The organism is Acinetobacter sp. G18 (genome assembly GCF_052660225.1).
Genome location: NZ_CP109658.1, coordinates 3,595,508 through 3,608,209, shown reverse-complemented (window position 1 = coordinate 3,608,209; position 12,702 = coordinate 3,595,508). Strand labels below are relative to the sequence as shown.

Below are 12,702 nucleotides of genomic sequence, written 5' to 3'. Positions count from 1 at the left end.
TCAAATCATTCGCTTAAAAACATTTATCCTCTAGGATGATGTTTTTCATGTAATTGTTGCATTCTCACTTGTGCCACATGGGTATAGATTTGGGTGGTAGATAAGTCGCTATGACCCAATAACATTTGTACTACGCGTAAGTCAGCACCGTGATTGAGCAAGTGTGTTGCAAAGGCGTGGCGTAAGGTATGAGGCGATAGTTCAGCTTGAATATTGGCTTGCAAGGCGTAACGTTTAATCGCATACCAAAAATTCTGACGGCTCATGATTCCGCCATGTTGAGTTAAAAATAAATAGTCAGTCGAGCTTTTATAAAGTTGAGGGCGTGCATCGCTTAAGTAGCGCTCTACCCAATCACAAGCATATTGGCCTAACGGTACCAAACGTTCTTTATTGCCTTTACCCGTAATACGTAAATAGCCTTGTTTTAAATTGATTAGCTCCAAGCGTAGGTTGATTAGCTCAGAAACGCGTAAACCACATGCATAAAGCACTTCAAACATCGCTCGGTCACGCAATCCCAAAGCTGTTGTAATGTCAGGCGCTTGAATAAGTGCTTCTACATCTTCTTCTGATAAATCTTTGGGTAAAGCTCGGCCAATTTTGGGTGAGTGATGTGTCGCTACTGGGTTATCACTTCGTAATTTTTGTTCACGTAAAAATTTGTAAAACTGGCGTAGGGCAGATAAGCAGCGTGCGATTGAGCGTGGACTTTTTCCTATTTTGGTAAGTTCAATTAAGACATCAGAAATGTCATCACTCGACCATTTCGGCAAGCTATTTTTTTTATGAAGTTCAGCACATTGAATCAGGTCAGATAAATAAGCATTACGAGTATGTGGACTCACTGTTTGAGCAACCAAATAGTCACGAAAACCTTGTAAAAAGCTCAAATGTTCAGGAATTTGAACAGGGCTTGGAATACGCGGTTTTTTACTTATCATAAACAATATCCTCTAAACCACTGTACTTTAAAAGAAACTTTAAGATTTGTCGATTAAAGTAGGTGAGAATTGAAATTTAACCTTATTTGGTAATTATTCTCATTTATATGTATACTAGAAAAAAAGGTTTTAGGATCGGATGCGGTGCGTTTATCAGCGTTGAAAGTGAAGCAAGCGGCTACCATCACCAAAGTAGATCGGATGACACAAACGTCCGAGCAAGAAGATTTGGTCGCAATTCGTTTGGAAAGTCTGGGCTTTGTGCCAGGTACTCGAATAGAAGTGATTACCAAGGGTATTTTTGGTGGTGATCCGATCTTAATCCAAATTGGCTTTACTCGTTTCGCTTTACGTAAGGCGGAAGCGGAAAAAATCGAGATTCAGTTAGAAGGAGTACCCGCATGAGTGATGCGCTACGTATTGCCCTTGTTGGGAATCCAAACTGTGGTAAAACTTCGCTGTTTAACCACCTAACTGGAACACGACAAAAAGTTGCTAACTATGCGGGTGTAACCGTAGAGCGTAAAGTCGGTAACTTTCAGTTACCTTCTGGCCGTGCCGTTCGTGTACTAGATTTGCCGGGTACCTATAGTCTGCAGGCAACTAGTCCCGATGAAGAAATTACTCGTGATGTCTGCCAAGGCAAAATTGCCGAAGAAGGGCAGCAAGATGCTTTTTTATGTATTGTCGATGCGACCAACTTAAAACTGCACTTGGGTTTGGTGCTTGAAATTATTGAATTAGGGCGCCCAATTCTGGTTGTATTGAATATGATGGATGAAGCGCGTCGTCGCGGTATTCAAATCAATACACAGAAGTTGTCTGAGCGTTTAGGTGTTCCAGTTGTTGAAACGGTTGCCGTACGTAACTCAGGCATTGAAAACTTATTGCATGCGCTTGACCAAGAAAAATATACCGTACCGCATACAGAGCTAAGTGGTTTAAGTGGTGGACATCATCAAAAAATTGAAATGATTTTTAAAGATGTGGTTCATTTTATTGACCATGATGATAAACGTACTGATTTCCTAGATCGAATTTTCTTACATCCTGTGTTGGGTTTACTCAGCTTGGCAGTGATGATGTTTATTGTCTTTCAGGCAGTATTTGCTTGGGCTGAGCCGTTTAAGGCTTTAATCGAAGATGGTGTCATTCCATGGTTAGGTGAATGGTTAAATGGAGCTATTCATCAACCTGTGCTACGCAGTTTAGTGGTAGATGGTGTTCTGGCGGGAGCGGGCACAGTATTGGCATTCTTGCCACAAATTTTGATTCTCTTCTTCTTTATTTTGGTACTCGAAGAATCAGGTTATTTACCGCGTGCAGCGTTCTTGCTCGATAAATTAATGTTTAAGGCGGGCTTAAGTGGCCGTTCTTTCATTCCATTATTATCGAGTTTTGCATGTGCCATTCCCGGCATTATGGCAACTCGAAGTATCAGTGATTCGCGTGATCGTTTTACCACGATCATGGTTGCACCTCTCATGACATGTTCGGCACGTTTGCCTGTCTATGCCTTGTTAATTGGTGCATTTATTCCAAGTCAAACTGTTTTAGGGATCTTTAACTTACAAGGTCTGGTGCTGTTTGGTTTATACATGGCGGGTATTTTAAGTGCGCTTTGTGTTGCCTTTGTGATGAAGTTCTTGCGTAAAGACAAATCACAACATGCTCTGTTAATGGAGTTACCAAGTTATCGTTTTCCTGACCCAAAAAGTATTGCTATTGGGCTGATGGAACGCGCAAAGATTTTCTTACGTCGTGTTGGTGGGATTATTGTTGCATTAACCATTATTCTTTGGTTTTTGTGTACTTTCCCGCAAGCACCAGAAGGTGCGACGCTACCAGCAATTGATTATAGCTTTGCGGGTATGGCAGGGCACTTGATTCAGCCTTTATTTGCACCGCTTGGCTTTAACTGGCAAATCGTGGTGGCATTAATTCCTGCGATGGCTGCCCGTGAAGTTGTAGTTGCAGCATTAGGTACGGTATATGCGTTGTCTGGTGCTGATGATAATGCGGTTGCACAAGGTCTTGCCCATTTGATTAGTGCAAACGGCACAGGTTGGTCATTGGCTACAGGCTTGTCTTTATTGGTGTGGTTTGTTTATGCACCACATTGTTTAGCAACCTTAGCAACGGTACGCCGTGAGACAGGTTCATGGAAACATGTGGCAGTCATGACGGCTTATCTCTTTGGTTTGGCTTATCTCATGTCATTTTTAACCTACCAAATTGCATCACGCATTTGGGGTTAATAGGAGGCGCTTATGTTTGATTACCTTATTGTTGCTGTATTGGTGTTGTGGAGTGCCATTGTTGTCTTTAAAAAGGTATTTCCTCAAACGTCCGCTTCAGTATTTCGTATGCTATCAACCCAGTGTCAAAAGTTGGGCTGGCAGCGTTTGGCGGCATGGCTGAAGCCTAAACAGGCTGCTGGTTGTGGCGGCAATTGTGGCTGTTCTACGGATGATGCCCCTGCACAAAAGTCCGCTCCTGTGCAAACGGTGAAGTGGCGCTAATTTTTCTGTATAAAAAGCCATCGAATGATGGCTTTTTTACGCACTGACACAAAAAAAGTAGAATAAAAGTCAAACTGAAAAAGTATTCAAAACAGCAAAGTGCTAACATTTTTGCCATTCTGTCGATTGATAAATTGTGGGGCAAAAATGTTAATACAACGTGGTGGGTTAAAAGTTGTAGCAGGCTTGGGTATATCAGGTGTTTCTGCTGTAAATTTCCTGCATGAACAAGGCTACCAAGTTGCAGTAACGGATTCCCGCCCCACACCTCCTGGACATGATCAAATTCCTGCAGAAGTGAAGACCAGTTTTGGTCAACTCGACCAAGAATTATTACTACAAGCAGAAGAAATTATTTTAAGCCCGGGCCTTGCACCACAATTACCAGAAATTCAAGCTGCCATTGCTCAGGGTATTTCTGTAGTAGGGGATATTCAGCTACTTCGCCGTGCAACTGATGTACCGATTGTTGCGATTACGGGTTCAAATGCAAAAAGTACAGTAACCACCTTAATGGGTTTAATGGCTAAAGATGCTGGTAAGAAAGTTGCAGTTGGTGGCAATCTTGGTCGCCCAGCTCTAGATTTATTAAAAGATCAGCCAGAGTTATTGGTACTTGAGTTATCAAGCTTCCAGTTAGAAACCACCTCTCACTTAAATGCTGAGGTGGCTGTGGTATTGAACATGAGTGAAGATCACTTGGATCGTCACGGCAACATGTTAGGTTATCACCAAGCAAAACACCGTATTTTCCAAGGTGCGAAGAAAGTTGTATTTAACCGTGATGATGCTTTGAGCCGTCCTCTAGTACCTGATACAACTCCAATGCAAAGCTTTGGTCTAAATGCACCTGACTTAAATCAGTACGGCGTTTTAAGAGATGCTGACGGTATACTTTGGCTTGCTCGTGGCTTGCAGCGTTTAATTAAAAGCTCAGACTTATATATTCAAGGTATGCACAACGTAGCCAATGCTTTAGCGTGTTTAGCATTAGGTGAAGCAATTGGTTTACCTGTGGAGTCTATGCTTGAAACTTTAAAACACTTTAAAGGTTTAGAGCACCGCTGTGAGTATGTAAAGACCGTACATGATGTACGTTATTACAATGACTCTAAAGGAACCAATGTGGGTGCGACCCTTGCAGCAATTGATGGCTTAGGTGCTGCGATTGAAGTGAAGAAAGGTAAGGTTGCCCTAATTTTAGGTGGACAAGGCAAAGGCCAAGACTTTGCTCCTTTACGTTCTTCTATCGAAAAGTATGCCAAAGTTGTGGTATTGATTGGTGAAGATGCTCCGGTCATCGAGCAAGCCATTCAAGGTGCAACAAAAATTTTACATGCAGCAACGCTTAAAGAAGCTGTAGAGCTGTGTCAACGTGAAACGCATGCTGAAGACGTGGTGTTGCTATCACCAGCGTGTGCAAGTTTTGATATGTTTAAAAGTTATAATGACCGTGGTCAGCAGTTTGTTGCCTGCGTCAATTCGTTGGTTTAAAGAAGTATTATGATTAGGAATGTAGTATGGCAGGCTTAGCTCAGACCACAATCCAGAAAATCAATCAGTGGTATGAACGGATATTGCCTAAATGGCCAGCGGAAGTGACACCACGTAATGTTCTGATTTTCTGTGTCGTTGCATTGTTATGTATCGGATCGGTGATGGTCGCGTCTGCTTCCATGCCTTATGCCGAATATATGCATGAGAACCCGTTTCACTATGTCATCCGCCATGCAATTTCTATTGCAGTTGCTGGGGTGGTGGCATATTTGACCTACCGAATCTCGCTCAATACATGGTTTAAAAACACTTTCCCGCTGTGGTTATTAACCATGGTGCTGTTACTTGCTGCTCTGGCGGTAGGTTCGGAAGTCAATGGTTCTACTCGTTGGATTAAAATCGGTGGTTTTACCTTGCAGCCTACAGAAGTTGCTAAGGTTATGATGGCAATCTTTACAGCAGACTATGTGGTACGCCGTGCTAAAGAGGTTCGTACGCATTGGAAAGGCTTGCTACGTCTAAGTGGTGTGATGGCAATTACGGTTGGTTTGATTATTGCCGAGCCTGACTTGGGGGCAACGATCGTTATTGTCATGATGATGGTTGGGGTATTCTTTTTAGCTGGTGCACCACCAACACAGTTCCTAATCATGCTAGGTGCGATTGTCACCGGTATTGTGTTCTTAATCTTATTTGAGCCTTACCGTTTTCAACGTTTGATTTCATTTACTGACCCATGGGCAGACCCATTAGGTGTGGGTTATCAGTTATCAAACGCACTCATGGCATTTGGTCGTGGTGAATGGTTTGGAACAGGTTTGGGACATAGTGTTCAAAAACTATCTTATTTACCTGAAGCACATACTGACTTTATGTTGGCCGTGTTAGGTGAAGAGTTTGGTTTCTTTGGTATTTCGATTGTCATTGGCTTGTCTTTCTTGATGTTGGCCTGTTGCATCAAAATTGGTCATCGTGCCTTGAAACACCATTATCTTCGCGCGGGCTATTTAGCTTATGGCATTAGTATTATTTTCTTACTCCAGATTTTGGTAAATGCGGGTATGAACATGGGTTTAATGCCAACTAAAGGTTTAACTCTGCCATTTATTAGTTATGGTGGTACGTCTTTAATGATGTGTGCAGCCATGATTAGCTTGATCTTAAAGATTGATGCATCAACTCAAGAAGTGAATCCTGAAAGAGAAGAATCAAACTTCTAAAATATTTCAGTTGTTATAAAAAGCCCGATATTAAATCGGGCTTTTTTATTTATAAATATGTTCCGCTGAGTTCTTGTTTATGAGGAATTAAATCTACATTCCACTGCGCTACAGCTTGCTTGAGCATGACTTCGGGGCGGTCTAAATCAATGCTTGGTTGGCCTAGTGCTTGTATGGCTTGTTGTAGTAATTGAGGAGCTTTAGTTAAATCGAGTGCTTGAGCAAGATTCTGTTTAGAAAGCTTTTGCCCTTGGTCATTCATAGCTAAGGGAAGATGCATATAGCTGAGTTTAGGATAACTGAGGAGCTGACCTAGCCAGATTTGACGCTCGGTATTATCTAAGAGGTCTGCACCACGAACAACGTGAGTAATGCCTTGTAGATAATCATCTACAACTACAGCAAGTTGATAGTTAATAATGCCGTCGCGGCGTTTAAGAACAAAGTCTCCAAGGTCATATTGCAGATTGGAGCAATGGTATCCTTGTAGGCGGTCATCGAAACAAATTTGCTGATCTTGAACTTTTACCCGAATTGCTTGATCTTGAAAGTCGAGATGTAAATCACGGCAAGTGCCTGCATAGATTGCATTTGAACCGAGCATTTTACGGGTACACTGACAAGCATAAACCAGACCTTCTTTTTTAAGCTGGTCTAATACGCTTTCATAAATGTCTAGGCGGTCTTTTTGAAAGATAATCTCGGCATCGGGATCGAACTGAAAAGCTTCAATTGATGCAAGTATATGGTCTTCACTACCGGGATAGATACGTGGAATGTCGGTGTCTTCAACACGAACGAACCATCGCCCTTGATGAGCTCTGGCATCACAATAACTGGCAACAGCAGTAATTAGTGATCCGAAATGTAAAGGGCCGGTTGGCGAGGGCGCAAACCGACCTGAGTACGAAAAGCTGGGCTTTTCTTGAGTAGCTACAGCGGTCATATTAACCGTTATTTTGCTTCTCTTTAATTTCTGCCAAAGTTTTGCAGTCAATACATAACGTTGCAGTTGGACGTGCTTCTAAGCGACGTAAACCGATTTCGATACCACAAGTTTCACAGAAACCGTAGTCTTCGTTTTTAATCGCTTCCATAGATTGTTCAATTTTACGAATTAATTTACGTTCACGGTCGCGTGTACGTAATTCAATTGCAAATTCTTCTTCTTGGGTAGCACGGTCGTTTACATCTGGCAGTGCAGTTGATTCGTCTTGCATCGTATTTAAAGTACGATCAACTTCAGACATTAATTCAGCTTTCCATGCTTGCAGAATTTGTCGGAAATGCTCGAGCTGTCCTTCAGACATGTACTCTTCATTTTTCTTAGGTTGATAAGGTGCAATACCAAATAAACTTGCAGTTGTGCCTATGTCAGAAGTTTTAGGTTTCACTTTACGTGCACGTTTTGCAGAAGCTTTATCACCTTCTACTACAACTTCTGTATGTTCATCCAAAACTTGGTTGTGGTTGTCATTCGCCATAATAGGGCATTCCTCATCATACACGTATTATCTATACGCAAAAAATATGGTGATATGCAAGTGTTTTTATAGAAAACCATCGATGGGATTTTCCCATCGGGTCGTCATCATATAGATTTTTCCTGCAAGATGATAGTCATTCTGACCCGTAAATATTTTCAAAACGTGTTTACCCCAGTCATAATTCTATATAAGCATATAAAAAATAGGTTTAATAGCCTGAAATATCAGTATTTATAAGGGTTTTAAAATTTTCAAGTCGAAATACTTTTGTTTCAAAAGTGCCGTCATTATTCAGACGAATGTAACGATAACCCGGTGCATTTTGGTCGAGCGCAAAATCTTTACTAAACGGTTTAAATTGCACACTAGTTGAAGGTGTGGAGAAAAACTCGATACCTTGCCAAATATTAAGAGAGTCTTGATGGACATGTCCGCAGACCAATGCCTTTACATTTTTAAACGGGCTTAACGTATCTAGAAGGGCATTTGAGTTTTGAAGCTTATGATGATCAATCCATTTTGATTTCATGGCAAATGGATGATGATGACAAGCCAGCAAAACTGGGTGATCTGCGAATTGTTCAAGCAAGTTCGCTAGATTTTTTAATTGTTCTGAAGACAAATGACCATCTATTTTTCCTTTTACGGCACTGTTGAGCATAATGATGCGCCAGTTGCCTAAACCTACAACCACAGGTTCCTGATGATTTTCGTTATGCAAAGGAAAGTGGTCCACATTGTCATGGTTACCTAGCGTATGAAAAAAAGGTAACCCCAAGGTTTGCATAAAGTTTATATAACGCTTGTAGGTAAGCGGTGTTGGTGCTTGTGCGAGGTCTCCAGTATGAATAATCGCGTCTGCTTCAGGATGTTGCTTTAATATCTGTTTGATAATGGCATGGAAACTTTCTTCAGGATTCATCCCGACAAATTCTAGCTGTGGATACTCCAATAAATGTGTATCGGTAATTTGTATGATGACATGATTTTTTTGTGAAAGTGTTGAGACTTGAAAAGTCACCGTCCTACCTCTTCGGATTTATTATCGTTTTGCTGTGTTGAGCCAGCCATTGCAATGCCATAATAACAGGGGCATTTCTTAAACGTCCGCTGTCGAGTAGTGTTTGAATTTCACTATAACTAAACAAATGTAGCTGAATATTTTCACCCTCATCATCTACCCCAAAAATACCGCCTTCATCGGGTAAATTGGTTTCGGCAACATACAGGTGAAATAGCTCGGAACATGCGCCTGCTGATGGGTAAAAACTAAATAGATGTTCTAAATCCTGAACTTCACAACCTGATTCTTCAAGGCTTTCACGTCGAATACAGTTTTCTGGTGATTCATTGCCATCTAATACCCCAGCAATAACTTCAAGCTGCCATGGTGATTGAGAATCACCTAAAGCACCCACACGAAACTGTTCAATCAGTGCAAACTGTTGTTTTTGGTCATTGTAGAGAAGAACACCAGCCGCTTCAGGCCGATGTACAAGTTCGCGCTGCAATACAGGAGTATATTCAGACTGATTAAATAGACGATGTCGAAGGCTAACTTTTTCAACTTGAATAAAACCACGGAACAGAGATTCACGTGATGTTACTTCGACATCTTTAGATGTATAACTTGGACGCTCGACAATACTCATGATTCGATCAGGACGAAATCTATTTATTTCATCCTAACCGAGAATCATGTCTAGGCAAGTGTTTTTTTTGAATATTTACACTTTATGATACAGTTTTTGTCCTTGCTCTTGATAAACCTCTTTCATCGCTTTGAGGCCTTCTTCAACCTCTGAATCGTTATTGGTGAGATTGTTGGCATAGTCACGTACATTCTGGGTGATTTTCATTGAACAGAATTTCGGACCACACATTGAACAGAAGTGAGCAGATTTATGCGCCTCTTTTGGTAAGGTTTCATCATGCATGCTACGTGCTGTGTCAGGGTCTAAACTTAAGTTGAACTGATCATCCCAACGGAATTCAAAACGAGCTTTTGACAAGGCGTTATCGCGAACTTGAGCACCCGGATGTCCTTTAGCAAGGTCAGCAGCATGTGCTGCAAGCTTATAGGTAATAATTCCGTCTTTAACATCTTTTTTGTTTGGTAAGCCCAAATGCTCTTTTGGCGTCACATAACAAAGCATGGCTGTACCATACCAACCAATCATGGCTGCACCAATTGCAGATGTAATATGGTCATAACCTGGTGCGATATCAGTTGTTAATGGTCCAAGCGTATAGAATGGCGCTTCTTTACATACTTCTAACTGCAAGTCCATGTTCTCTTTAATCATGTGCATTGGTACGTGACCTGGTCCTTCAATCATGACCTGAACATCATGTTCCCACGCACGGTGAGTCAGTTCACCTAATGTTTTAAGTTCGCTGAACTGCGCTTCGTCATTGGCATCTTGAATACAACCCGGACGTAAGCCATCACCTAAACTAAATGACACGTCATAAGCTTTCATAATTTCACAGATTTCATCGAAATGTGTGTATAAGAAGTTTTCTTCATGGTGTGCTAGACACCACTGAGCCATGATTGAACCACCACGAGACACAATACCCGTTAAACGGTTTGCTGTAAGCGGCACATAGCGAAGCAAGACACCTGCGTGAATCGTGAAGTAGTCAACACCTTGTTCTGCTTGTTCAATCAGTGTGTCTTTGAAGATTTCCCAAGTCAGATCTTCTGCAACACCATCCACTTTTTCAAGGGCTTGATAGATTGGCACGGTACCGATTGGAACAGGTGAGTTACGAATAATCCATTCACGTGTTTCATGGATGTTCTTACCTGTCGACAAATCCATAATGGTGTCGGCACCCCAACGGGTTGCCCAAGTCATTTTCGCAACTTCTTCATCAATTGAAGAGCCAAGAGCTGAGTTACCAATGTTGGCATTAATTTTAACCAAGAAGTTACGACCAATAATCATTGGTTCAAGTTCTGGATGGTTAATGTTGGCAGGAATAATAGCGCGACCTTCAGCAACTTCTTGGCGAACAAACTCAGGTGTAATTTCTTTTAAGTTTTTTGCACCAAAATTCTGTCCAGCATGTTGGCGCATATCAACACCTTCACGCTGGCGTTGATTTTCACGAATTGCAATATATTCCATTTCAGGTGTGATAATACCTTGCTTGGCATAGTGCATTTGAGTGACATTTTTACCTGCTTTAGCGCGGCGTGGGTTTTGAATGTGAGCAAAACGAATGTCAGCGGTACGAATGTCTTTTAAGCGTTCCTGACCAAACTTTGAAGTTAAGCCATCAAGTACATCGGTATCATTACGTTCTTCAATCCAGTTTTGGCGAACTGAAGGTAAACCTTTGTCTAAATCAATTTGAACATTCGGATCTGTATAAACACCTGACGTGTCATAGACCATAACAGGTGGATTATGTTCACCGCCAAGTCCAGTAGGGGTATCTGTTAAAGAAATTTCCCGCATAGGAACCTGAATATCAGGGCGAGAGCCTTCAATATAAACTTTTTTTGAAGCGGGCAAGATGCGGGTTAAATCTTTTGCATCTTGTTCATGTTGTGCTGAAATTTCAGCAGAAGAAAGATTCGTTAACTGGTTCATCACATGATCCTTATGAATAACATCAACGAATCAAGCACGACCAAAAACGATGGCGGATTTATCTTTAAGGGATAAATTGAGGGCTATAAGTTTTTAGATGGCTTGATTCCTACGCAGGTCTTAACCTGATCAGGTTCAACGGTACTTGTGATCAAACTTGTGTTGCGATAACACGGAATTTACACAATCTCAGCGAGCTATTACTCGCGCTCCGTCAAGCGATTTAAAGACTAACATGTTTTAGGTTGGCTGGCATTGTCAATTTGTATCTATACAAACCGCATCCATGTGGCAGTCACGGTAGCTTTGAGTATTCCATGGTGACTCTAGTTTTAATAACTGCTCAAGCTGTTCATGCACAAGCTGATAGTTTGATTTTTCCTGTCCATTTTCATCCATTAAATCTAGGTTAAACTGCTTATTTCGCTCTTCAACTGGAGTGGCAATAAATTTAAGAAACTCTTGAGCAGGTTTCGCTAAACTCGACTGTTTTTGTGTAGATAAAAATTGAATTTGTTGTAAAGCATCTTTATCAATCCATGTGTTTGGAGCAAACTCATCGGACACAGGCGTATTATCTAAGCCAAAGAAAATAAAGTATCGGTACTCATTAAATAATAATTTTGCATCGCTAATAAAATAACTCTTTGGATATTTTTGAATAAATTTCTCCCAAAATAATGCACGCTCAGTAAGCTCTTTCCATGAGATAGCCAAAGCGCCGTCGTCATAGAAAATCTCTTTATTGTCTTTTGCCATACGCGTTAAGAACTCTTTTTGGTCAGCGGGTAGGGCTTTAGCAAAAACATCAACTAAATAGTTTGGCTGACGTCGATACGTAAACATGCCTTCACCTTGATAGAGAAGTTCGATATAGGCTTGGCCCTCATGTTGAATCAGATATTGATCACGAGTACTAAGCTGATCGAATAACTTTTTCTTGGTTTTCATTGTTTTTTTAGCATCTAATGGTTCTTTTTCTAAAATGGCATAGCCAAATGCCTCAAAAGCTTTCGCTGTTTTTTCATTATCGTCTTGTTTAAGAAAACGTTGATACATGGCGGTTGAAGCATTCATTAGCTTCAGTTGTTCCTCATTTTTTAATGATGGAACACAGGTTTTGAGTTTTTCATTAATTTGATTTAAGTCTTCTATTTTGCTGTTTTGATTAATTTTTTTTATTGAAGTCATAATTTGTGTGCAACTACTTTCTTGTTTTTGGGTAGCTTCTTGTTTAGTAGGTTTTTGTTCTTTAGATACAACTTGATCTTGCTGTGAGGTTTTATTGCAACCGGCTAAAAGTAGTGCACTGCACATACTCATCATTAAAACTTTTTTCATGATTGTATTTTTATCAAAGTGAATATTGCTCAAATTATAACTCGGAAAAAGATTGCATCATTGTTAGAAATCTTTATTATTAGGTA

The 12,702-nt window shown here is 40.8% G+C and carries 12 protein-coding genes and 1 riboswitch; of the genes, 5 read left to right on the top strand and 7 right to left on the bottom strand.

Annotated features, from left to right (window positions below):
* Positions 1-23: 23 nt before the first annotated feature.
* Entirely contained in the window at positions 24-944 is a 921-nt protein-coding gene (gene xerD, locus NE363_RS17060; protein WP_039254226.1) for a site-specific tyrosine recombinase XerD, read from the bottom strand.
* Between the two features lie 144 nt (positions 945-1,088).
* Between xerD and NE363_RS17055 the strand changes: the two genes are divergently transcribed.
* The 5 genes from NE363_RS17055 (at position 1,089) to ftsW (ending at position 6,183) form a co-directional block, all read left to right on the top strand.
* On the top strand, positions 1,089-1,349 hold the full coding sequence (locus NE363_RS17055) for a FeoA family protein (protein ID WP_039254224.1): 261 nt from the start codon (positions 1,089-1,091) through the stop codon (positions 1,347-1,349).
* Positions 1,346-3,202, top strand: coding sequence for a ferrous iron transporter B (feoB, locus tag NE363_RS17050; protein WP_445535516.1), 1,857 nt, complete (start codon positions 1,346-1,348; stop codon positions 3,200-3,202). Before NE363_RS17055 ends, feoB begins: the two co-directional genes overlap by 4 nt.
* 12 nt (positions 3,203-3,214) lie before the next feature.
* Positions 3,215-3,466 (top strand): DUF6587 family protein, encoded by a 252-nt coding sequence (locus NE363_RS17045; protein WP_279986218.1) that lies wholly within the window; start codon positions 3,215-3,217, stop codon positions 3,464-3,466.
* Positions 3,467-3,613: 147 nt separating this feature from the next.
* Positions 3,614-4,960, top strand: a complete 1,347-nt coding sequence (gene murD, locus NE363_RS17040) for a UDP-N-acetylmuramoyl-L-alanine--D-glutamate ligase (protein WP_445535515.1) — start codon at positions 3,614-3,616, stop codon at positions 4,958-4,960.
* Between the two features lie 26 nt (positions 4,961-4,986).
* Positions 4,987-6,183, top strand: a complete 1,197-nt coding sequence (gene ftsW / locus NE363_RS17035) for a putative lipid II flippase FtsW (protein ID WP_004699234.1) — start codon at positions 4,987-4,989, stop codon at positions 6,181-6,183.
* 49 nt (positions 6,184-6,232) lie between these two features.
* On the opposite strand, the gene gluQRS is transcribed toward ftsW, so the two are convergent.
* The 6 genes from gluQRS to NE363_RS17005 all read right to left on the bottom strand — a co-directional run bounded on the left by gluQRS (position 6,233) and on the right by NE363_RS17005 (position 12,616).
* Positions 6,233-7,129 (bottom strand): tRNA glutamyl-Q(34) synthetase GluQRS, encoded by an 897-nt coding sequence (gene gluQRS, locus NE363_RS17030; RefSeq protein ID WP_445535514.1) that lies wholly within the window; start codon positions 7,127-7,129, stop codon positions 6,233-6,235.
* 1 nt (position 7,130) lies between these two features.
* Positions 7,131-7,667, bottom strand: a complete 537-nt coding sequence (dksA, locus tag NE363_RS17025) for an RNA polymerase-binding protein DksA (RefSeq protein WP_002121205.1) — start codon at positions 7,665-7,667, stop codon at positions 7,131-7,133.
* A gap of 211 nt (positions 7,668-7,878) precedes the next feature.
* Positions 7,879-8,691, bottom strand: coding sequence for a 3',5'-cyclic-AMP phosphodiesterase (gene cpdA, locus NE363_RS17020; RefSeq protein WP_019457015.1), 813 nt, complete (start codon positions 8,689-8,691; stop codon positions 7,879-7,881).
* A gap of 4 nt (positions 8,692-8,695) precedes the next feature.
* Positions 8,696-9,322: an NUDIX domain-containing protein gene (locus NE363_RS17015; RefSeq protein WP_025465070.1), complete on the bottom strand. Its 627-nt coding sequence runs from the start codon at positions 9,320-9,322 to the stop codon at positions 8,696-8,698.
* Between the two features lie 75 nt (positions 9,323-9,397).
* Positions 9,398-11,275 carry a phosphomethylpyrimidine synthase ThiC gene (gene thiC, locus NE363_RS17010; protein WP_004699222.1) on the bottom strand — a complete coding sequence of 626 codons (1,878 nt, stop codon included), beginning with the start codon at positions 11,273-11,275 and terminating at the stop codon, positions 9,398-9,400.
* 89 nt (positions 11,276-11,364) lie between these two features.
* Positions 11,365-11,499, bottom strand: a riboswitch (TPP riboswitch).
* Between the two features lie 34 nt (positions 11,500-11,533).
* The gene (locus NE363_RS17005; RefSeq protein WP_445535513.1) at positions 11,534-12,616 is read right to left on the bottom strand and encodes a hypothetical protein; all 1,083 of its coding nucleotides are present in this window, start codon (positions 12,614-12,616) and stop codon (positions 11,534-11,536) included.
* Between the last annotated feature and the right edge of the window lie 86 nt (positions 12,617-12,702).

Coding starts and splice junctions, on each gene's coding strand:
- xerD (WP_039254226.1), bottom strand. CDS start 944: ATGATAAGTAAAAAACCGCGTATTCCAAGCCCTGTTCAAATTCCTGAA.
- feoB (WP_445535516.1), top strand. CDS start 1,346: ATGAGTGATGCGCTACGTATTGCCCTTGTTGGGAATCCAAACTGTGGT.
- NE363_RS17045 (WP_279986218.1), top strand. CDS start 3,215: ATGTTTGATTACCTTATTGTTGCTGTATTGGTGTTGTGGAGTGCCATT.
- murD (WP_445535515.1), top strand. CDS start 3,614: ATGTTAATACAACGTGGTGGGTTAAAAGTTGTAGCAGGCTTGGGTATA.
- ftsW (WP_004699234.1), top strand. CDS start 4,987: ATGGCAGGCTTAGCTCAGACCACAATCCAGAAAATCAATCAGTGGTAT.
- gluQRS (WP_445535514.1), bottom strand. CDS start 7,129: ATGACCGCTGTAGCTACTCAAGAAAAGCCCAGCTTTTCGTACTCAGGT.
- dksA (WP_002121205.1), bottom strand. CDS start 7,667: ATGGCGAATGACAACCACAACCAAGTTTTGGATGAACATACAGAAGTT.
- NE363_RS17015 (WP_025465070.1), bottom strand. CDS start 9,322: ATGAGTATTGTCGAGCGTCCAAGTTATACATCTAAAGATGTCGAAGTA.
- thiC (WP_004699222.1), bottom strand. CDS start 11,275: ATGAACCAGTTAACGAATCTTTCTTCTGCTGAAATTTCAGCACAACAT.
- NE363_RS17005 (WP_445535513.1), bottom strand. CDS start 12,616: ATGAAAAAAGTTTTAATGATGAGTATGTGCAGTGCACTACTTTTAGCC.